17 protein-coding genes are annotated in these 21596 nt (G+C 68.8%); 8 read left to right on the forward strand and 9 right to left on the reverse strand.

Features of this window, described 5'->3' with window-relative positions; genetic code table 11:
* Positions 1-131: 131 nt before the first annotated feature.
* On the reverse strand, positions 132-1898 hold the full coding sequence (gene ilvB, locus IT306_25660; protein MCC7371830.1) for a biosynthetic-type acetolactate synthase large subunit: 1767 nt from the start codon (positions 1896-1898) through the stop codon (positions 132-134).
* A 1085-nt stretch (positions 1899-2983) separates the two neighbouring features.
* On the opposite strand from ilvB, the gene IT306_25665 reads away from it, so the two are divergent.
* Together IT306_25665 and IT306_25670 are read left to right on the forward strand one after the other, a co-directional pair.
* Positions 2984-4006, forward strand: a complete 1023-nt coding sequence (locus IT306_25665) for a DUF1611 domain-containing protein (GenBank protein ID MCC7371831.1) — start codon at positions 2984-2986, stop codon at positions 4004-4006.
* A 24-nt stretch (positions 4007-4030) separates the two neighbouring features.
* Positions 4031-5053 (forward strand): dipeptide epimerase, encoded by a 1023-nt coding sequence (locus IT306_25670; GenBank protein ID MCC7371832.1) that lies wholly within the window; start codon positions 4031-4033, stop codon positions 5051-5053.
* A 102-nt stretch (positions 5054-5155) separates the two neighbouring features.
* Here IT306_25670 and IT306_25675 read toward each other — a convergent pair whose 3' ends face one another.
* Positions 5156-5752, reverse strand: coding sequence for a DsbA family protein (locus tag IT306_25675; GenBank protein MCC7371833.1), 597 nt, complete (start codon positions 5750-5752; stop codon positions 5156-5158).
* Positions 5753-5836: 84 nt separating this feature from the next.
* Positions 5837-6997: an NADH:flavin oxidoreductase/NADH oxidase gene (locus tag IT306_25680; protein ID MCC7371834.1), complete on the reverse strand. Its 1161-nt coding sequence runs from the start codon at positions 6995-6997 to the stop codon at positions 5837-5839.
* 185 nt (positions 6998-7182) lie between these two features.
* Between IT306_25680 and IT306_25685 the strand changes: the two genes are divergently transcribed.
* From IT306_25685 to IT306_25695, 3 genes are all read left to right on the forward strand, one after another.
* Positions 7183-7680, forward strand: a complete 498-nt coding sequence (locus IT306_25685; GenBank protein ID MCC7371835.1) for a CinA family protein — start codon at positions 7183-7185, stop codon at positions 7678-7680.
* A gap of 24 nt (positions 7681-7704) precedes the next feature.
* Entirely contained in the window at positions 7705-8730 is a 1026-nt protein-coding gene (locus tag IT306_25690; GenBank protein ID MCC7371836.1) for an MBL fold metallo-hydrolase, read from the forward strand.
* 62 nt (positions 8731-8792) lie between these two features.
* Positions 8793-9662 carry an alpha/beta hydrolase gene (locus IT306_25695; GenBank protein MCC7371837.1) on the forward strand — a complete coding sequence of 290 codons (870 nt, stop codon included), beginning with the start codon at positions 8793-8795 and terminating at the stop codon, positions 9660-9662.
* 452 nt (positions 9663-10114) lie between these two features.
* Here the strand turns inward: IT306_25695 and serC are convergent, their stop codons facing one another.
* Both serC and IT306_25705 read right to left on the reverse strand, forming a co-directional pair.
* Entirely contained in the window at positions 10115-11188 is a 1074-nt protein-coding gene (gene serC / locus IT306_25700; protein ID MCC7371838.1) for a 3-phosphoserine/phosphohydroxythreonine transaminase, read from the reverse strand.
* Positions 11189-11213: 25 nt separating this feature from the next.
* Entirely contained in the window at positions 11214-12794 is a 1581-nt protein-coding gene (locus tag IT306_25705) for a phosphoglycerate dehydrogenase (GenBank protein ID MCC7371839.1), read from the reverse strand.
* A gap of 327 nt (positions 12795-13121) precedes the next feature.
* On the opposite strand from IT306_25705, the gene IT306_25710 reads away from it, so the two are divergent.
* The gene (locus tag IT306_25710) at positions 13122-15050 is read left to right on the forward strand and encodes an ABC transporter permease subunit (GenBank protein ID MCC7371840.1); all 1929 of its coding nucleotides are present in this window, start codon (positions 13122-13124) and stop codon (positions 15048-15050) included.
* Positions 15051-15062: 12 nt separating this feature from the next.
* Here IT306_25710 and IT306_25715 read toward each other — a convergent pair whose 3' ends face one another.
* The 4 genes from IT306_25715 to IT306_25730 form a co-directional block, all read right to left on the reverse strand.
* Positions 15063-16805, reverse strand: coding sequence for a glycosyltransferase family 39 protein (locus tag IT306_25715; protein MCC7371841.1), 1743 nt, complete (start codon positions 16803-16805; stop codon positions 15063-15065).
* Positions 16806-17247: 442 nt separating this feature from the next.
* Positions 17248-18024, reverse strand: coding sequence for an enoyl-CoA hydratase/isomerase family protein (locus IT306_25720; GenBank protein MCC7371842.1), 777 nt, complete (start codon positions 18022-18024; stop codon positions 17248-17250).
* A gap of 122 nt (positions 18025-18146) precedes the next feature.
* On the reverse strand, positions 18147-19313 hold the full coding sequence (locus IT306_25725; protein ID MCC7371843.1) for a CoA transferase: 1167 nt from the start codon (positions 19311-19313) through the stop codon (positions 18147-18149).
* 378 nt (positions 19314-19691) lie between these two features.
* Positions 19692-20105, reverse strand: a complete 414-nt coding sequence (locus IT306_25730; GenBank protein MCC7371844.1) for a YbjN domain-containing protein — start codon at positions 20103-20105, stop codon at positions 19692-19694.
* Between the two features lie 229 nt (positions 20106-20334).
* On the opposite strand from IT306_25730, the gene IT306_25735 reads away from it, so the two are divergent.
* A complete protein-coding gene (locus IT306_25735) occupies positions 20335-20724 on the forward strand; it encodes a response regulator transcription factor (GenBank protein MCC7371845.1) in 390 nt (129 codons plus the stop codon).
* Positions 20725-20830: 106 nt separating this feature from the next.
* Positions 20831-21283, forward strand: a complete 453-nt coding sequence (locus tag IT306_25740) for a hypothetical protein (GenBank protein MCC7371846.1) — start codon at positions 20831-20833, stop codon at positions 21281-21283.
* Positions 21284-21596 lie beyond the last annotated feature (313 nt).

Below are 21596 nucleotides of genomic sequence, written 5' to 3' on the forward strand. Positions count from 1 at the left end.
GCTGACCGCTGACCGCTGACCGCTGACCGCTGACCGCTGACCGCTGACCGCTGACCGCTGACCGCTGACCGCTGACCGCTGACCGCTGACCGCTGACCGCTGACCGCTGACCGCTGACCGCTGAGAACTGATTACTCCGGCAGCACCCGGCCGCCGAGGCAGATCATCTCGCCGGTCGCCGCGCCGGCCGGGACCATCGGCAGCACCGTCTCCTCCATCTGGACGCGGACCTCCAGCAGGACCGGGCCGGGCGTCGTGCGCGCCCACGCGAGCGCCTCGCGAAGCTCCTCGCGGCGCGTGACCGTCCGCCCGGGGACGCCGTGCGCCTCGGCCAGCTTCGCGAAGTCGGGATGGGGCAGGACCGAGTGGCTGTAGACGTTGTCGTAGAACAGCTCCTGCCACTGGCGAACCATGCCCAGGCAACCGTTGTTGAGGATCAGCATCTTGACCGGGAGCTGGTTGACGGCGAGCGTGGTCAGCTCCGGGGCGCTCATCTGGAAACCGCCGTCCCCGACGATGGCCCAGACCTCCTCGCCGGGCCGCGCCACGGCGATGCCCATCGAGGCCGGGACCGCGTAGCCCATCGTGCCGAGGCCGCCGCTGGTGAAGAAGCTGCCGGAGCGGTCGAAGCCGGTGTGCAGGGCGACGAACATCTGGTGCTGACCGACGTCCGCCACGAGGGTGGCCGCGCCGCCTGTCACCTCCTTGAGGGCGCGGAGCACTTCGCCTGACTCCATCTCGTCGCCGAAGCGCGGCGCGAGGCAGTCGGCGTGGTCGGCGTCCCAGAGGCGCAGGCGCGCGAGCCAGTCAGCGCGATCGCCGGCCGAGACGCGCGCCAGCAGCCCGTCGAGCACCAGCCCGGCATCGCCGAGGACTGGCACATCGCAGCGGGCCACGCGGCCGAACGCGACAGGATCGACGTCCACGTGGACGATGGTGGCTTCGGGGGCGAAGTCGGCGGCGCGACCGACCCAGCGGTCGTCGAAGCGCATGCCGAGGCCGAGGATCAGATCGGCGTGGTGCAGGGCCATGTTCGCGGCGACGGTCCCGTGCATGCCGGCCATGCCGAACATCAGCGGGTGCGACTCGGGCATCGCGCCGATGCCGAGGAGGGTGGAGACGACCGGCGCCTGGAGCCGCTCGGCCAGCGCCAGGATCGCGGCCTCGCCGGCGGCGAGCAGGACGCCACGACCCACCGCGAGGACCGGGCGCTCGGCGTTGTCGAGCAGGGCAGCCACGCGGTCAAGGTCGGCGTCGAGGGTCGGGGAGGTGACCTTCCGGGGCGCTTCGGCGAGCGGACGCTGCTCGACGGTGGCCGTTCCCATCAGCACGTCTTTGGGCAGGTCGAGGAGGACTGGTCCCGGGCGGCCCTCGCGCATGATCCGGAACGCCTCGGCCACGAGGCCAGGAACCTCTTCTGGACGCTGCGCCTGGAGGGCGGCCTTGACCACCGGCCGGGCCATCCCGACGATGTCGACCTCCTGGAACGCCTGGGTGCCGATCACGCTGCTGGCGACCTGGCCGGTCAGCGCGAGCACGGGGACCGAGTCCATCATGGCGGTGGCGATGCCGGTCAGGAGGTTGGTGGCGCCGGGGCCGCTGGTGGCCATACAGACGCCGGGGAAGCCGGTCGCGCGGGCGTAGCCGTCGGCGGCGAGGGCGGCGTTCTCCTCGTGGCGCACGAGCAGGTGGCGCAGACCATCTTCGTGGTTGGCAAGCTCACGGTAGAGCGGGAGCGCCGCGCCGCCGGGGTAGCCGAAGACGGTGCGGACGCCGTGGGCCTTGAGGGCCTCGCAGAGGAGGGCGGAGCCGGTCTTCGGGAGCGAGGAGGCTCCGCTGCCGGGCCTGCTGCCGTCAGTTGTCGCCTGTTCGTCCCGTTCGAGGGTCTGAGGAGTCATGAGGTTCCCGCGTCCTTTCCACTGAGGCCGTGCTGAGGAAGCTGAGCGGCCGGTCCTGCCCTGTCGGCGTCGTTGTGGTGCTGAGTGCTGAGTGCTGAGTGCTGAGTGCTGAGTGCTGGGCGCGCGTGTGCCGGTATCCGTTGTGTTGGTGACCATCGGTCGGATGGGCGGGGCCAGTCTGCGGGCTGGTCTGGCGCGGGGCGCGAAAAAGGCCCCCGCGTCTCCGCAGGGGCCTCGTGCGTTCCGACTCTGTCCGTCTGACTGTCAGCCGAGCACGCCCCCTGCGGGGCAAATAATGACGATGCCGATAATTGACACTGGCGATACGGAGACCGCTACGGCAGCCGTCAGGCCAGAGACCGATACCAGGGCCGGGGCAACCGACAGCGCATCCTGAGCGAGGGCGCTGCTGGTGACCTGCGAACCGAGCATCGTGTCTGCGTGCATGGCGCTTGTATTATCGGCACCGGGCGGCCCGGTGTCCACCCCACGGCACGCATCCCCAGGGCAATCGTATGTTGAGCGCGTCGTGCCGCCGCGTCGGGGCTTGAAAGCCCCGCCTACGATCCTGCAGTCGCTGCGCGACGCTCCTGTCTTACGTGTCGATGGTTGATCTGGTCCTTCGTCGCGCAGCGACTGCATGACTGTAGGCGGGGGTTTCAACCCCCGCCTGCGCGTTCCATGATGCTTCGGGGACACCAACGAACATGCAATCGCCCTGATGCTGGCACCAGTGCAATCGTATGTTGAGCGCGTCGTGCCGCCGCGTCGGGGCTTTCAACCCCCGCCTGCGCGTCTCGTCGCGCTTCGGGAACACCAGCGAACATGCGATTGCCCTGAGCGAGGGGGCAGGGCGATCGCATACTGGGTGTGTCGTGCCGCATCGTCGGGGCTTTCACGCCCCGACGCCGCGCCTTGGTCAGTGGGCCGCACGCATACGCCTCGGATGACTGACCACGCGTTGTGCACCTTGCCGGTTGCCGGCGACCATCGCTCGCGCTACCCTTCTGCATCACGCGCCGGCGGCTCGGCCCCTCCGCCTCTGGCATCTCGTCGGAAGAATTCGGCGCGCCTGGAGCACGCTCGTGGCTGGGACACCTCTCGCCATCCTCGTCAACAGCGACGATCCGTTCAACGCCAAGACCGCCGTCGGCGTTCTTCGGTACAGCCCCGACCTAATTGTCGGCATGGTCGACCCAGAGCGCGCCGGCAAGACGGCCGCCGATGTGTACCATGTGCGGCCCGACGTGCCGATCTTCGCGAAAGTTGCCGATCTGCCGGCGAACACCGGCCGCCTGCTCGTCGGGATCGCCTCGCGCGGCGGCGACCTCCCGCCCGAGATGCGCGACGAGATCATCACGGCCATCGACCGTGGCATCGACATCTACAACGGCCTGCACACGTTCATCACCCACGACGAAGACCTGATGGCGCGTGCGCAGGCGAAGGGCGTCAAGCTGGTCGATCTGCGCGACGTGCCCGAGCATCCGCCCGTGGGCATGGGCTACGAGCATCGCCCCGGCAGCACCGTCATCCTGACCGTCGGCAGCGACTGCAACGTCGGGAAGATGTCCACGGCGTTGGAGCTTGACCTGCTGGCCCGTCAGCGCGGCCTCAACTCGACCTTCGTGGCGACCGGCCAGACCGGCATCATGATCGCCAACAACGGCCTCGCCATCGACCGCGTCATCTCCGACTTCGTGAACGGCGCCATCGAGGAGATCGTGGTGCCGGCCGCCCAGCAGTACGACTGGGTCTGGGTCGAGGGGCAGGGCTCCCTGTTCCACCCTGGCTACTCCTGCGTGACGATGGGCCTGCTGCACGGCACCGCCCCCGAGAAGATGATCCTCTGCCACCAGCCGTCCCGGACGGAGATCCGCCGCTACACCACCCCGATTCCGCCCCTCAAGACGGTCCTGCGGGGGTACGAGGAGGCGGCCTCCTGGCTGCGCCCGAGCAAGGTCGCCGGGGTGGCGCTCAACACTTACGACCTGGACGAGGCGGCTGCGAAGGACGCCATCAAGAAGGTCGAGGACGATCTCGGGCTGCCGGCCACCGACCCGATCCGCTACGGCGTCGCGAACCTGCTCGACGCCGTGACGAAGTAGGCCGCCCGCCGTGGTGATTGTCCAATGAGCACAGCAAGGGTCACGTTCGAGCCGCTCGACCTCCCACTTCAGAATCCGTTCGGCATCTCGCGGCGCACCACGACGGTTGCTCGTAACGTGCTGGTGCGCGTCGAGCTTGACGGGCTGGTCGGGTACGGCGAGGCCGGTCCGAACGCCTACTACGGCGAGAGCCAGGAGAGCGTCCTGGCCTGGCTCCCGAAGCTGGTGGACGTGCTCCCTGAGAACCCGCTGGAGATCCACCGGGCGGTGACGCAGCTTGAGCATGCCGCCCACCACAACCCGGCAGCGAGAGCCGGGCTGGAGCTTGCGCTCTGGGATCTGGTCGGCAAGCGGTACGGCGCGCCAGTCTGGAAGCTGTGGGGCATCGACGAGCGGGTGCCGCTCTCGTCGTTCACCATCGGGATCGACACGCCGGAGAAGATGGGCGAGAAGGCGACCGCTGCCGCCGAGTACCCGCTGCTGAAGGTGAAGGTCGGGACGGCTGACGACGTGGCTCGGCTCGGGGCGATCCGCGAGGCCCGCCCCGACGCTCGCATCCAGATCGACGCCAACGGGGCCTGGAGCGCCAAGGAGGCCATCGGGGCGCTGCCGAGGCTGGAGCAGTTCGACATCGAGTTGATCGAGCAGCCGGTCCGCGCCGACGACCTCGACGGGCTGTGTCAGGTGAGCCGCGCGACCCGCCTGCCGGTCTACGCCGACGAGGGCTGCGTGACGGCCCGCGACGTGGCGCGAGTGGCTGGCCGCTGCGACGGCATCGTCGTCAAGCTCCAGAAGTGCGGCGGGCTGCTGCCGGCCCTTCAGCACGTCCAGACGGCGCGGGCGTACGGCCTGAAGGTGATGATGGGCTGCATGGTCGAGAGCGGGCTGGGCATCGCGGCGGCGACGCAGCTGGCCCCCCTCTGCGACTCGCTCGACCTCGACGGCAACCTCTTGCTGGCCCGCGACCCGTTCGACGCGGTGGCAGCCCATCGCGGCCAGTTGACCATGCCGACCGGCCCGGGCCTCGGCGCGGTCCTGAGGTCGTAGACCGAGGGTGGTGGGTCGTAGGCAGGGGTCTTGGGTCGTGGATCGTAGGTCGTGGGGGCGACTCGCGCCGCCCCCACGACCCTCGATCTACGACCCAAGACCTTACTGCCGGGTGCGCTTCAGCTCGAAGAAGTAGCCCTTCGTGCTCATCGCCGAGATGTGGTCCCAGAGGTCGCCGGCCTCTTCGCCCGTCGGGACGGGGATGATGACCGGACCGAACACCGGCTCGCTGCCGTCGATCACCAGCGAGGCCACGCCGAACGCGCCCTTCTCGTTGATGGCCGTGTGCTCATCCACGTACTCCGTCTCGGTGGTCGGGTCGGCCAGGGCCTCGTCCAGCAGGCTCGGCGAGTACCCAGCCTTCTCGATGCAGGCGCGGACCATCGCCTCGTCGAGATCCTTCTTCTCCTCGTGCTTGGCCGTGCCGAACGCCTCGTACAGTTTGTTGACCGCCTCGTCGCCGTACTTGCGGCGTGCCAGCACCATCGCGCGGAAGGTGTTGCGGCTCTCCAGGTGACCCGCTCGGGGCTGGGCCGTCGGATCGTTCTTCTTGTTCACCAGCTCCAGGCTGAAGAACTTCCAGTGGACGTCGACGTCACGGACCTTCATGACCTCGCGCATCCAGACCGAGGTCCGCCACGACCACGGACAGGCCGTGTCCAGGTAGAAATCGACGACCGGTGCTCCACTCGCTGCCATTGCCATGCCTCCACAAGATGGTACGGTCCTGATGACCAGGTGAGGGCTTCCGGGGGTGAGGGGCGCCTGTCTGCCGCCTGCCAGTCAGCGCCGCGCGCGGGTGTACTGGGCTGGCCAGTAGTCGATGGTCGCGCCGAGCGCACTGGCGGCGTGCAGCGGCCAGTACGGATCGCGGAGCAGCTCGCGGGCCAGCAGGATGGCGTCGGCCTGCCCGCTGGCGAGGATCGCCTCGGCAAACTCGGGCGCGGTGATCAGCCCGACCGCGCCAGTCGGCAGATCGGCCTCGCGGCGCACCCGCCCCGCGAAGGAGACCTGATAGCCTGGCGAGGTCGGCACCTTCGCCGTCGCCACGTTGCCGCCCGACGAGCAGTCGATGAAGTCGACGCCGCGCGCCGCTAGCAGGCAGGCCAGTTGCACCGTATCGTCGCCGGTCCAGCCGCCCTCCGTCCACTCCGTGCAGGAGAGCCGCACGAACAGCGGCAGATCGGCCGGCCAGATCGGGCGGACGGCGTCCACGATCTCCAGCAACAGCCGCGCGCGGTTCTCGAACGACCCACCGTACTGGTCGGTGCGCCGGTTGGAGAGCGGCGAGAGAAACTGGTTGATCAGATAGCCGTGGGCCGCGTGGATCTCCGCGACCTCGAAGCCGGCCGCCAGCGCCCGCCGCGCCGCCTGCGCGAACAGCCCGACGACCTGGCCGACCTCGGCGGTGGAGAGCGCAGCGGGCGTGTGCCAGCCGTCTGAGAACGGCAGGGCGCTTGCCGAGACCGTCTGCCAGGCCCCTTCGTCGGGCGTCAGCGGCGCGCCGCCCTGCCACGGCCGGTGGACGCTCGCTTTGCGGCCGGCGTGGGCAAGCTGAATGGCCGGCGCCGCGCCCTGGCTCCTGATGAAGCGCGCCACGCCGGCCCAGGCCTGGATGTGCCCATCCTCCCAGATGCCGGCGTCGTGGCCGCTGATACGTCCACGCGGCTCGACGGCCGCCGCCTCGGTCATCACCAGCCCGGCCCCGCCGACCGCCCGGCTGCCCAGGTGGACGAGGTGCCAGTCGGTGGCGTAGCCGTCGACGCACGAGTACTGGCACATCGGCGCGACCATGATCCGGTTCCGCAGCGTCACGCCGCGCAGCGACAGCGGCTGGAACAGGTTCGGCCCGGCCTGGCCGCTCGGCGCGGCGGCCCCAGCGTTCTGCTGTACGGGAACGGTCAACGTACTCCTCCGCACACCCGACCGTGGGCGCGCAGACATCAGGATAGCGCGAGCCCGCGTATCGTACCCTCCTAACGCCACGAAGGCTGGCCGTATTCCGGCGCTCGGCAGATCACTCGCGCTGGCGTCGAGCATCGCGCCGGGCTACGCTCTCCGACACGAGACGTGGGAGCATGGGAGGGCGCGACGTGAGCGACGCAGCAGACGAGCAGGGATCGCGGTTGATGGCACTGGCGCAGGTGGTCGGGGCGCGGCTGGTGGAGCGCGGCGAGACCGTCGCCGTGGCCGAGTCGTCGGCGGGCGGGCTGATCTCGGCGGCGCTGCTGGCCGTGGGCGGCGCATCACGGTACTTCCGAGGGGGAGCAGTCGTCTACACCACCGACGCCAAGATGTCCTTCTTGCAGCTTGACCGGCAGACGGTGACCGAGCCGCGGGCCGCCACTGAGGAGCACTCGCTGGTGCTGGCGCGCGGCGTTCGTACGGTGATGGGATCGACCTGGGGCGTCGGCGAGACCGGCGCGACTGGCCCGACCGGCAATCGGTACGGCGACGCGCCCGGCCATGCCTGCGTCGGCGTGGTCGGGCCGGGCGTCTCGCGCGAGGAGCGGGCCGACACTATCGAGACCGGCCACGGCGACCGCCCGACCAACATGGAGACGTTCGCCTGGGCCGCCCTCAACCTGCTCAACGACATGATGGGGCCGTCCGAGAAGAACGCCTGAGCGTCAGCGTGTAGGAGGTCGGTGATGGCCACGGCAGGTGACGGCTCCGCGGTGCAGGTTGTCTCACGCAGCCCGGCCGTGCCCTTGATCCCGGTCGACTCGGTCGAGATCACCACGCTCTACGAGAACATCGTCGATCTCGGGGTGCCCGGCGAGGGGCCGGTCGAGCGGCTGCGCTCGCAGGGCTCGCCGCTGGCGTCGCAGTTGCTGGCTGGCGAGCAGAAGAACCCGTTCGTCGGCGGGCACGGGCTGGCGCTGCTGGTCAAGGTCACCGGCAACGGCATGTCCCGCTCGCTCCTGTTCGACGCTGGCGGCAGCCCGCATGGCCTCGTCAACAACCTCGACTGCCTGGGCCTCACGCCCGCCGACTGGTCCGTGGTCGTGCTCTCGCACGGACACTGGGATCACGTTCTCGGGCTGATCGGCCTGGAGGAGCGGCTCGGGCGGCTGCGGATGCCGCTGGTGCTCCACCCAGACGCCTTCCTGCGGCGCGGCACGATGTCGGCTACGGGCACGATTGAGCGGTCGGCCAGCCTCTCGCGGCAGGGTCTCCTCGATGCTGGCCTCAGCCTGACCGAGACCGAGCAGCCGTCGTTGGTGCTCGACGGCATGGTGCTGGTGACGGGACAGGTCGAACGGACCAACGACGTCGAGACCGGCTGGCCGGCCCACTACGCCGAGCGCGACGGCGAGATGACCCCGGACCCGCTGATCTGCGACGACCAGGCGATTGTCGTCGACGTGCGCGGCAAGGGGCTGGTGGTCATCTCCGGCTGCGGGCACGCCGGCATCGTCAACATGGTCACCTACGCTCGCGCCCTGACCGGCGTGGATCGGGTACACGCCGTGATGGGCGGCTTCCACCTTGGCCCGAAACTGTTCCACAGCCGCATCGATCCGGTCGTGCGGATGCTGTTGGATTTTGAGCCGGACGTCGTGGCGCCGGCCCACTGCACGGGGTATCGTGCGGCCTACGCCGTCTACGAGCGGCGTCCTGACGCCTTCGTCCAGAACACCGTCGGGACGCGGATCAGGTTGACGGCAGAGTAGCGATGTGGCTCCCCCTCGCCCGCGCACAGGGCGAGGGCCTCCCGCATTCTCGGAGGCAGGCAATGGCGCTCGCACCGATCAACGGCGTCGAGATCTACTACGAAGAGCATGGGACCGGCACCCCGGTCCTGTTCATCCACGAGTTCGCGGGCGACTACCGCTCCTGGGCGCCCCAGGTGCAGTATTTCGCCCGCCGCTACCGCGCCATCGCCTACAGCGCGCGGGGCTATCACCCGTCGTCCGTGCCGATGGACCCTGCCGCCTACTCGGAGGAGCAGAACGTCGAGGACGCCTACACCCTGTTGCGCCACCTCGGCATCGAGAAGGCCCACATCGTCGGGCTGTCGATGGGCGGGAACGTCACGGTCAAGCTCGGGCTGGCCCATCCCGAGGTCTGCCTGAGCCTGACGGCGGCCGGGGCCGGCTTCGGGAGCGTCAACCCTGAGGAGTTCCGCGCCAACGCTCGCGAGACGGCCGATCTCTTCGAGCGGGTCGGGATGGAGCAGGCGGCTCAGACCTACGGTCGTGGCCCGTCACGGCTCCGCTTCCAGCAGAAGGATCCACTCGGCTTCGCGACGTTGCTCTCCCACCTGGCCGAGCACTCGACGGCTGGCTCGGCCTTGACGATGCGGAACGTCCAGGGGAAGCGCAAGACGCTCTACGAGGTGGCTGACCGTTTGCCGGGCCTGGCCGTCCCGACCCTGATCGTGGCCGGCGACGAGGACGAGCTGGCGCTGGAGCCGGCACTGCTGATGAAGCGAAAGATCCCCAACAGCGGGCTGCTGATCGTGCCGAAGACGGGCCACACGGTCAACCTCGAAGAGCCGGCCCTCTTCAATCAGGTCGTGATGGACTTCATCTCGGCGGTGGACGCCGGGGCCTGGACGCCGCGCCTCGACACATCGACGGGTCTGCTGCCGCCAGAATCGTAGTCGGCAGCCGCCCGGACACCCCGTGCAGGTTCCCATGTCATCCTGAATGCAGCGAGCCTGCGAGCAGAGCGAAGAACGTCACCCGCCGACCGTCAACGACCGTTGCCATGTCATCCTGAATGCAGCAAGCCTGCGAGCAGAGCGAAGAACCTCACCCGCCGACCGTCAACAACCGTTGCCATGTCATCCTGAATGCAGCGAGCCTGCGAGCAGAGCGAAGAACTCACCCCCTGACCGTCAACGACCGTTGCCATGTCATCCTGAATGCAGCGAGCCTGCGAGCGCAATGAAGGATCTCACCCCCTGACCGTCCGCGTCAGCGGGTGAGATCCTTCGCCAGCTCAGGATGACATGGGATCTCAGGATGACATGGGATCTCAGGATGACATGGGAGTTCGCAAGCACTTCGCGAGAACGGCGCCACCAGGGTTCGGCGCCCGATCGGCGTTCGTCTATCCGTGCGCCTCGGCGAAGTCCCGCAGCAATTCGGCCAGCGCCGCGCACCCCTCGACCGGCATCGCGTTGTAGATGCTGGCCCGGATGCCGCCCACCGTTCGATACCCCTTCAGCCCGATCATGTTGCGGGCCGCCGACTCGGCCAGGAAGCTTGCCGTGAGGGCGTCGGACGGGAGGCGGAACGTCACGTTCATGCGGCTCCGATTCGGGATGTCCGTCACGACCGGCCGGTAGAAACCGGGGTGCTCGTCCAGGGCGTCGTAGATCAGGGCCGCCTTCTGCTCGTTGCGCCGCTCGATCTCGGCCAGTCCGCCCTGGCGCTCCAGCCAGCGCAGCGTCTCCAGGAGCATGTACACGGCCAGCGTGGGCGGCGTGTTCAGCCGTGAGCCGGACTTCGCGTGCGCCCGGAAGTCGAAGATGGCCGGGACCGACGCCGGGATGCGCTCGTACAGGTCGCGGCGGATGATCGCCAGCACGACGCCGGCCGGCCCGAGGTTCTTCTGCGCCCCGCCGAAGATGATGGCCGTCTGCCGCACGTCGAGCGGCCTCGCCATCAGCTCGGACGAGGCGTCCACCACCAGGGTCGGATGGGTCGGCAGCGTCGACCAGCGTGCGCCGGTGATCGTCTCGTTGGAGCAGATGTAGAGGTAGTCCGCTCCCTCGGTGGGCTGCCATCCGGTCGGCAGCCGGTCGAAGCCGGTCGCCTCACTCGACCCGACGACGTTCACCTGGCCGTAGTAGCGAGCGGCTTCGGCCGCCTTGACGGTCCACTCGCCGGTCAGGAGGTAGTCGGCGTGGCCGTGCAGGAAGCACATCGGGATCGTCGCGAAGAACTGCGTCGCGCCGCCCTGAAGGTAGAGCACATCGTACTCGTCGGGCACGTCCATCAGGGCGCGGACGCGGGTGGTCGTCTCGTCGAAGACGGCATCCAGCTCCGGGCCGCGATGGCTCAGCTCGGCGATGCCGGCGCCCATGCCGTTGTAGTCCACCAGCGCCCGCGCGGACGCTTCCAGCACCTCGACCGGCATGGCGGCCGGCCCGGCGCTGAAGTTGAAGAGTCGTGTTGCCATGCGTCACCGTCTCCCGCGCCGGCGGTCAGAGTCTGAGCACCTTGACCGCCGCGAAGTTGTCGAGGCCGCGAAGCTGTGAGACGACGGTCGGCGGGATCGGATCGTCCACCGAGAGCAGCATCAGCGCCCGCCCGCGCGCCGTCGACCGGCCCACCTGCATCGAGGAGATGTTCACGTCGGCCTCGCCGAGCAGCCGCCCCACCGTCCCGATGATGCCGGGGCGGTCGTGGTGGCTGGTCAGCAGCAGGTAGCCGGGGACGGCCGGCAGGTGCAGTGAGTAGTCCCCGATCTGGACGATGGCCGGCCGCCCGTCGGAGACGGCCCCGGCCACGCTGACGTCTCCGTCCGACGCATGCACGACCACCCGCACGAGGCTGGTGTAGTGCTCCGGGGTGGCCGAGCGCCGCTCCTCGACCTCCAGGCCGCGCTGTCGGGCCAGCAGCCGGGCGTTGACGAGGTTGACCGGCACGTCCGAGATCGGCTCCAGCAGGCCCTGGATCGCCGTCGCCGTGACTGCCGACGTGCTCTCCTCGGCGATCGCCCCCCGGTACTCGATCTCCGCCGAGCGGATCGCGCCGTCCACCAGCTGGGTCGCTAGCTTGCCAAGCTGCCGGGCAAGATCCATGTAGGGCCGCAGCAGCCCCATCTCCTCGGGGCGGATGCTCGGCGCGTTCACGGCGAACTGCGGCGGCTGCTCTGCGAGGACGGCCAGTACCTCGCGGACGACCTGAACGGCCACGCCGGCCTGCGCCTCGACGGTCGATGCTCCGAGGTGCGGCGTGGCGATCACCTTCGGGTGGTGCGGCAGCGGGTCGTCGGGGCCGACCGGCTCGGTGGGGTACACGTCGATGGCCGCTCCGGCCAGCGTGCCGGCGTCGAGCGCCGCCAGCAGCGCGGTCTGATCGACCAGCTCGCCGCGCGCGCAGTTCACCAGGCAGGTTCCGGGCTGCATCAGGGCCAGCCGCTCGGCATCGATGATGCTGCGCGTCGTGTCGGTCAGGGGGACGTGGAGCGAGACGTAGTTGGCTCGCTGAAGCAGGCTGTCGAGTGGGGACGGCTCGCAGCCCAGCGTGCGGATGTGGACGTCCGGCACGTACGGATCGTAGACCAGGACGTCCATCTCCAGACCGAGCGCCCGGCGGGCCACCTCGGTGCCGACGCGGCCCAGCCCCACCAGCCCGAGCGTCTTGCCGGTCAGCTCGCTGCCGACCAGCGCCGACCGTTTCCACTGGCCCTGCTTCATCTGGCGGTCGGCCAGCGGGATGTGCCGGGCCAGCGAGAACATCAGGGCCAGGGCGTGCTCGGCGGCGGCGATGGCGTTGCCGCCCGGCGCGTTCACCACCACGATGCCCCGCGCCGTGGCCGTCGGCACGTCGATGGTGTCTACGCCGGCGCCGGCTCGCCCGATGACCCGGAGCCGGGGCGCGCGGCCGATCAGATCGGCGTCCACTCGGGTCTCGCTCCGAACGATCAGCGCTTCGGCCTCGGCAAGCAGCGGATCCTCCGCCAGCGAGCCGCCGGTCAGCCCATGAACGCGGCACTGCTCGCCCAGCAGGTCGAGCCCTTCCTGTGCGATACGGTCCGCGATGATGACGAGTGGCTGCAACGTCTTGTGTACCTCCGCGCCGCCGGTCAGCCTGCATGCTGCCAGCCGGGCGTGCTGCCTGGGCAGCGTGGCCGTCTGCCGGCCGGCGAGCGCTACGTCGGTCTGGGAAGGATACCGGAGGGGGCCGGTCCGTCCGCCGCGACCGTGCCCGCCTGCCGCGACCGTGCCCGCCTGCCGCGTCCTGGCCGGTGGTCTACCATACGCCGGGCGCGCGCCGCGCAGACGCCCCGAACGTGCGCCTCTCGCGTCGCGCGCCCGATCCCAGCGCCGAGGAGGCCTCTTCTGACCTCGCAGTCTCGACCGGCCAGCCTGAATCGGACCGAGCCGGTGCCGCTCGGCTCACGGCGCTGGTTCAAGCTGTCGCAGCGTGTCCTCGGGCGTGACTGGCCCACGGCGTACCTGTTCGTCGCGCTGACGGTGCTGATCCTGGCGACGATAAAGGCGTACCCGTTCCTGCGGGCGCTCTGGTTCAGCTTTCACAACGTCGTCGGGTTCAAGGTCGGGCCGTTCGTCGGGCTGGACAACTACATCGCGCTCTGGGGCGACGAGCGGTTCACGCGGTCCATCGGCGTCACGCTGACGTTCACGGGCGCGTCGGTGGTGCTGAAGCTGGCGCTCGGGCTGTCGGCCGCGCTGCTGCTCCACAACCTGCCACGCTTCGGATCGGTGCTGGGCGGCCTGCTGCTGACGCCCTACGTGATCCCTGAGGTGGTCCGGGCGCTGGCCTGGCGGATGCTGCTCGACCCGTTCTTCGGCAGCCTGAACCACATCCTTGTGAACGTTCTCGGGGTGATGTCCCAGGCGCAGCCCTGGCTCAGCGATCCGCGCACGGCCCTGATGTCGGTCATCGTGGTCAACGTCTGGGCCGGCACGCCGTTCATGGTCATCCTGCTGCTGGCCGGCCTCAAAGGTATCGAGGCCGAGCAGTACGATGCGGCCTCGGTGGACGGCGCGAACGCCTGGCGGCGCTTCCTGCACATCACCCTGCCGGGCCTGCACCATGTGCTGATCGTCGGGACGCTGCTGACGGTGATCAGCACGTTCAACGGCTTCACGCTCACGTACCTGCTGACCAGCGGCGGGCCGCTCGGGGCCACCCGCGTCTACCCGATCCTCGCCTTCGAGTACGGCGTGGCCGGCATGCGGACCAGCGCCGGCGTCTCGGTGGCGATGATGGCTGCGCCGCTGATGCTGGTGCTGTCGCTGGTGCTGGCCCGCTGCATGCTGCGCCGCGACGAGCATCAGGCTGCCAGTGGGCAGGATGGCGTGGGGTGGCGGGTGCTTGTCACGCTGGCGCTGCCGCTTCGGCTGCTGATGCGCGCCGTGGCCGCCGTCTTCTGGCTCGCGAACGACCTTGCCGAGCGTGCCCTGCTGCTCGGCGCAAGGCCCATGCGCTCCAGGGGCGCTGAGCCGCCGCTCTCGCGGGGCGGGCAGCGCCGGCTGGCTGGCGGCACGATGTTCGGGCTGATCGGCACGGTCCTGTTCTTCGAGTTGTCGCCGATCTACTTCGTGGTCATCACGGCCTTCAAGAGTGAGCTTCAGATCCAGCAGATTCGTGGCATGTTCTGGCCCGATCCGTGGACGCTGGAGCAGTTCACGTTCCTCTTCACGAAGATCAGGTTTGTCGAGTGGTATCGGAACACGACGCTGGTCGCGCTGTCGAGCACCGCGATCTCGGTCCTGGTGGCGGCGCTGGGGGCGTACGGGATGGTCCGTCTCCGCTGGCGCGGCTCCTCGTCGCTCGGCGCGACGGTCCTGGTGGCGAACTTGATGCCGGGCGCGCTGATGGTCATCCCGATGTACATCATCCTGGCCCAACTGCGGCTGATCAACACGCCGTGGGCGCTGCTGGTGACCTACCCGAGCTTCGTGCTGCCGTTCGCCACCTGGCTGATGATGGGCTACTACCGGAGCATCCCCGAGGAGATCGAGGACGCCGCCCTGATCGACGGATGCAACCGGCTCGAGGCGTTCTTCCGGGTGGTCTTGCCGCTGGTCCGCCCGGCCTTGCTGGCGGTGGCGCTGTTCTCGTTCACGGCGGCCTGGAACGAGTTCCTGTACGCCTACACGTTCCTCCGGACGGGATCGCTCCTGACGCTGCCGGTCGGGCTGGCCGGGCTGATCGTCGGGGACATCCAGCCGTGGGGGCTGCTGATGGCCGCCTCGATCCTGACGGCGGTTCCGGTTGCCGTCATCTACATGGTGGGGCAGCGGCTGATGGTGGCGGGCCTGACGGCCGGCAGCCTCAAGGGGTGAGGCAAGCCGGGCTCAGCGCGTCAGACGCACGATCTGCGTGCCGTCCGAGAAGTAGAGCGTGCCGTCTGGCGCGCCGCCGTCCGTGTCGTAGGATGCCTGCGTCGGGCTGCCGGCTGGCCCGAACCGGTACAGTCCGTACCGTGATGCCTGCGAGTGGACGCGGGCCGGGCCGCCGTTGACCGCCTGGAGTCCGAGTGCGCTCACCGCTTCGGCTGTGAACTGCGGCTTCGAGCGGGCCGCCAGCACCACGATCTGGCCCGGGTGAATGTCGGCCGGCCGCCGCTCGCCGAGCCAGCGCACCTCCGTCGGGATACCTTCCAGGTCGAACGCGAGCTTCAACACTCGCAGCACGATGCCCGCGCCCGGCCCGATGGCGATCCGGTCCAACCGCTCGTCCAGCACCACCGGGATGCCCACGGCGCCGGCCTGACGCGCCGTCCGCACCACTTCCAGAATGCGCTCGCCGGTGCGGGCGTTCTCGCGGACGTCGGCGTAGTAGGCGTTCAGCGCCGCGATCGACCCGGCCACCATCACCAGTATGAGCGATGCTGCCAGGACCGTCCCGCTGCCGCCGAGCACGCCGGTGAGGCCAGACGGAACACCCTTCGTGGAGTTGGCCCACGCGCTGATGCGCTGCGCCAGCCCGTCGAGCGCCGCCCCGATCCAGAGCATGCAGATCGGCAGGATCGGCGCGAGATAGCGCACATTCAGGATCGGGTCGTATTTGGGGTTGACCAGCGGCAGCACCAGCACGGCGCTGATGACCACGCCAAGCTGCAGCCACGCCCGACGCCGCACGGCCAGCACCAGGCCGCCGACCAGCAGGATGCCGGCCAACAGCAGCAGTGGGTCCGTCGCATAGTCCAAGACGGATGCGCGCCTGTCCAGGGCACTCCCGAGCGTGCGGACCAGTCCGAGCAGCAGATCCCCGACGCGCTCCAGGTAGCCGGCCGCCTCGCCCGTCTCCTGGACGTACGACGACTGGACTTCCTGGGCGTAGCGGAACGTCCGCCCGCCCGTCATCAGGTTGTAGACGACGAGATTGAGGTTGACGAGGCCCCCAGCGACGCCGGCCAGATAGGGCCAGGGGGTCAGGAGCCAGCCCCGCCGGCTGGCGAGGATCGCGGCCGCCGCCCCGACCACCACGGGCGCGGCTGTCGGGTGGGTGTGGAACGCCAGCCCGAACAGCAGGCCAGCGGCCGGCGCCAGCCGAGGACGATCGTCACGGATGGCCAGCGCGATCAGCAGCAACCCGGCCGTCGTGAAGACGGGGGTGATGCAGTTCGACCAGGCGATGTGGCTGTTGACGACGATGTGCGCGGCCGACGTTCCGAGCAGCAGCGCTCCCAGCAGCGCCGTGCGCGGACCGAACCAGACCTTGCCCAACAGGAACGCGAGGAGCACCGTCAGGACGCCGCCGGCCATCGCCAGCCCACGCGGCACGGCGATGCTGGTCCCGAACAGGGAGAACGCCCCGGCCAGCAGGTAGTTCCAGAAGGGGCCGATGTACGGATCGACGTTCGTCAGCGGTCGGGCGCCGTCTCTGAGGATGCTCAGCCCCAGCTGGATCTCTTCGACCTCGTCAGTAAACGCCGGGATCACCAGCAGGTTCGGCAGCCGGCTCCCGACTGCTGCCAGCACGATCGTGGCGGCGGCGACGAGCTCGACGCCCACCAGGCTCTTGCTGCGCGTCTGCGCCTGCGCCCGTACCGCGCTCCCGGCCTGAGCGCGGGCCGGGAACTGCACAACCTGCATGGGCCGTTCCTCAACGCAAGATCGTCCGGCGGGCCGGTACTGTCTTCCCGCGCATCGCAGGTCGGCAGCGGCTCACCGTTCTTAGAACGAGTAGTCTGCGCTGAGGCCACGGCGTGAGTGTGAACGTCGCATGAAGATTCTGGGAGAGCTTCCGGCCGGGCCTGCAAACGGGCAGGGCTGGGCACGGACATCGTTACGTCGCATGCGTGAACGACAGTGCGCCCAGGTCGTGTTCTGACAACGACCTGGGCGCACTGTCTGCCCTGAGCGCTCGCCATTGAACGCACAGCACAGAGGGCGATTCTCACCGGCTGGCGGCAACGCCCGTGGCGAAGTGTACCAGCGCAACCGGCTCGTGCCTGTTAGCCTTGTGTGAAGATACGCCGTCAACCTGCCGGCAGTTGCGCGTCAGGTTTGCGTCCGGGCGCCGGTTGGCCCGTCCCTACTTGCCCTGCCACCGCGGCGACCGCTTGTCCAGGAATGCGCGCACGCCCTCCTGAAAATCCTGGCTCAAGTAGCAGCCGAGCAGCAGCTCGTCAGAATCGCGGATCGCCAGGGATTCCGTCTGACGGCGAGCGGCCTCCTTGATGGCGGCCATCGTCAGCGGCGCGAGCTTCGCGATGCGGCCGGCCTGCTCCATGACGCGCGCTTCCAGAGCGTCCAGCGCCACCACCTCGTCGACCAGCCCGACGGCCAGCGCCTCTGACGTGTTCATCAGGCGAGCGGTCAGCACCAGGTTCCGCGCCCGCACGATGCCGATCGCGGCCACCAGCCGGCTGTAGTTGGACGGCTGGGGGAAGTTCCCGAGCGTCCGCGCCACCGGCACGCCGAAGCGCACATGCTCGGCGGCGATGCGGATGTCGCACGAGATGGCCATGAACAGACCGCCACCCACGGCGTCGCCCTGGAGCATCGCGATGACCGGCTTCTTGACCTGATACAGCCGGCCGATGGACTTGTCGAGGCGCGCCTCGTACCCGAGGGCGTCCTCCTTCGTCTTGAACTCCAGAAACTGGCGGATGTCGGTGCCGCTGACAAACGCTTTGTCGCCGGCGCCGCGCAGCACCAGCACGCGGATCGAGTCGTCGGCGTCCACCTGCTCGCAGATCTCTCCGAGGGTCTCGTACATCCCCCAGGTCATCGCGTTGCGGGCTTCCGGACGGTTGAAGGTCAGGATGGCAACCGCGCCATCACGTTCAAAGAGGGTTTCTTCGGCCATAGGTCGCTGCGCTCCAGTAGGCAGTGGACAGCAGGCAGCAGGCAGATGTGGCGCCGGGCGACTCGCGCTCGATAGCGCGTTTCACTCTGCTGCCTCCTGCCTACGACCTGCTGCCCACTCGGCTAGACTACGCCTGTCGCGTGGAGCTGGGCGATCTCCGCGTCGGTGTACTCCAGCTCTTTGAGGATCTCGTCGGTGTGCTCGCCGCGCTCGGGGGCGGCCGAGCGGATCGAGGGCGGCGTGCGCTCCAGGTTGACGCCGTGGCCGTTCAGCTTGAGCGTCCCGAGCTTCGGGCTCTGGGCCTCGCGCACGGCCGGGAACGTCTGCACCTGCTCGTTCTCGAACGCCTGCTTCGTGTTGAGGATCGGGCCGGCCGGCACCCCCGCGACGTTCAGCTTCTCCTGCCAGTAGGCCATGTCCTGCTGGGTGAGCCGCTTCTCCAGCTCCTGGGTCATCTCTTCGCGGTGGTTGTAACGGGCCTCGGCGGTGCTGAAGCGGGGATCTTCGGCCAGCTCAGGGGCCTCGATCACTTCGAGCAGCCGCGTGTAGAGCCGGCCGCCCGCCGCCTGGATGATGATGGCGCCGTCGCGGCACTTGTAGACGCCCGTCGGCACGCCGACCGGGTGGTAGTTGCCGGCCTGCGGTGGGATCTCGCCGCCCTGGAGCCAGCGCGCCGCCTGCAGGTCCATCAGGCGCATCATGCCCTGGAGCAGCGACGTGTGGACCCACTGGCCCTCGCCGGAGCGCTCGTGCTCGAGCAGCGCCACGACGGTGCCGTAGGCCGCCATGATGCCGGCCGTCAGGTCGGCGATGGGCAGGCCAGCCCGCAGCGGCCCATGCTCGGGGAAGCCGTTGACCGTCATGAAGCCGCTGAGACCCTGCGCGATCTGATCGAGGCCGGCCCGCTCGGCGTACGGCCCGGTCTGCCCGAAGCCAGAGATACTCGTGTACACGAGGCGCGGGTTGATCTGCTTGAGCGTCTCGTAGTCGATGCCCAGCCGGTGCTTGACGCGCGGCCGGAAGTTCTCGACCAGTACATCGGAGACGCGCGCCATCCGCAGGATGATCTCGCGGCCGGCCGGCTCCTTCATGTTGATGGCGATGCTGCGCTTGTTGGGGTGCAGGTTCTGGAAGTCGGAGCCGCTCCGCCCGCCGACGCTGTCGTCGTCTTCGCCGGGCATCTCGACCTTGATGATCTGGGCGCCCATCTCCGAGAGCTGGCGCACACAGGTGGGACCTGAGCGTGCGCGGGTGAGGTCGATCACGCGGATGTGGGACAGAGGCTCCATACGATCACTCCATCGTGGCCCGGTCATGGCGGACCAGGACATGGTCAGCAGGCTACGGCGTACTGGTGATCGATGGTAGCACGCTGACGTGGCTGGAGGATCGAGGGTCGAGGATCGTGGGAGCATAGCGACTGATGTGTGTAGCCGTGTTGTAGCAAGCACGCAACTCGCTCTGTCGTCCTGAGCGCAGCGAAGGACCTCACCCGCTGACGCGAATGTTGACGGTCAGCGGGTGATGCACAAGCCGATGGTCGGCGCGTGACACGAGCGTTGACGGTCAGCGGGTGAGGTCCTTCGCTGCGCTCAGGACGACAATGGGCAGTCGCATGCTTTCATCCCACGACCCACGACCCACGCCTGAACACTGACAACGGTAGACTACGCTCGCATCCCGAGCCGGACGATCTCGTCGTAGTACTCCTCGCTGGCGACGGCCACGGCCTCGATGGAGGCGATCAGCTCGGCGTCGTCCAGGTCGGAGGCGAGCTGCTCGTCCAGCAGGATGATGTCGCCTTCTTCGTCGACGGCGAACTTGCAGCTGTTGAGCACCCAGTTCAGCTCGAGCAGGCGGCGATGCAGCGCACCCTCGTTGTCGCTCGGGTTGCGGCCGAAGATGTGCGAGATGACGACCCAGTCCTCGGTCACGATGACGCTCACGCGGAGGTGGTCCCGGACGCTCGTCTCAAAGTCCAGCGTGAAGGTCTGCTGGTCGTCCTCGTCCTGGAGATACTCCCACGGCGACGCATCCAGCATCGCCTTCACTCGTGCCGTGGTCTCCGTCAAGTCGGCCATCGCCAGTCCCCCTGTGTTCGACGCTCGCTCATGTGGTCCCTGCATTCTAGGCCACCCGCCCCGGCGAGCCAAACTGATTTCAGCGGAGTTTCACTCCGCGACACGCCTGCCGCGCCGAAAATGCCCGTTGCCCCCATGGTACTCGCCCGTATAATGGCCCGCACAGCGCTTTGGGTGAGAGCGCTGAGGCCACCGTGGCGGGCCGGTGTGCGGAGGGAGCACGAGGCGCGTGAGCGACCGCGTGGCAGCAGAACCGCTCAACCGAACAGTCCTCATCGTCGAAGACGATCCGGCGATCGGCCACATGATGAAAACACTGCTCACGGTTGAGGGATACCGGCCGGTCCTGGTGACCGATGGCCAGGAGGCGCTGGACGTCGCCCGTGATGTCCAGCCGGCCCTGATTACCCTCGACCTGTCTCTGCCGACGATGAACGGCGCCGAAGTCCTCGAACGGCTGGACGACTATGTCCCGGAGCGCGTGCCGGTTGTCATCGTCTCGGCGTACACCGACGAGCTGACGGCAGAGCAACGTGCCCGGGTGACCGCCATCGTCGAGAAGCCGTTCGAGATCGATGCCCTGGTCGCATGCATCGACGCGGCGCTGGCGGGCGCATGATCGTGAGGGAGGTACGATTCAGGTCGGGGGTGGCATTGCGTGCATCTGACGCAGAACTGAGACACGGATTCACATGCGCCAGGCTACGACAGCAGGGAGGTGCGCGGTGCAGAAGATCGACGTGACCATCGCCAGGCTCCGGCTCCTCCTCGCCGACGTCAGCGCGAAGGAGCAGCAGTACGGCGCGATGCGCCAGCAGTTCCGCGATCAGCTGCGCCGGGCCATCGACTACAGCATCTACGGCGAAGGCACGCTGGACGGGACGCTCGGGTTGATGGCCGAGATCCAGCAGCGCATCGCCGGCGCTGAGGGGAGCCTGCGGGATCTGGGGCTGATCCGCGCCCGCGCCGAGCGCGAGCTGGAGTCGTTGCAACTGACCAAGCGCATCGAGGCGGCGAAGGCGGAGCTGCGGCAGCTGATGGATCGGCAGGCCGGGCTTGATGTCTCCGACACGTTGGCGCTGGCCGGCAGCGAGCTGATCGCGGAGCAGATCCGCCAGCTGCAGCAGCAGATCAACGAGGCGAGCGAGCAGGCCGCGCGTACGCTGGGCCGCCGGTAGCCTCGGCGAGACATCGCGCCCAGCGCTCCGGGCCAGTATCAGGCGTGGTCAGCCGTGGGCGGCCCACTCGGGACAGATCCGCACCGGTCAGCTGGGACTTGCCTCAGGGCGATTGCATGTTCATTGGTGTCCCCGAAGCATCATGGAACGGGCGGTCGGGGACTGAAGTCCCCGCCTACCGTCACGCCGTCGCTGCGCGACGGCCGTCGGGCACGGCAGGCACTGGTGCGACTGGCGCGTCGCGCAGCGACTGCAGGAGTGTAGGCGGGGCTTTCAAGCCCCGACGCGGCGGCACGACGCGCTCAACATACGA

This window comes from Chloroflexota bacterium, assembly GCA_020850535.1.
In the GTDB taxonomy this organism is placed as follows: Bacteria; Chloroflexota; UBA6077; order UBA6077; family JACCZL01; genus JADZEM01.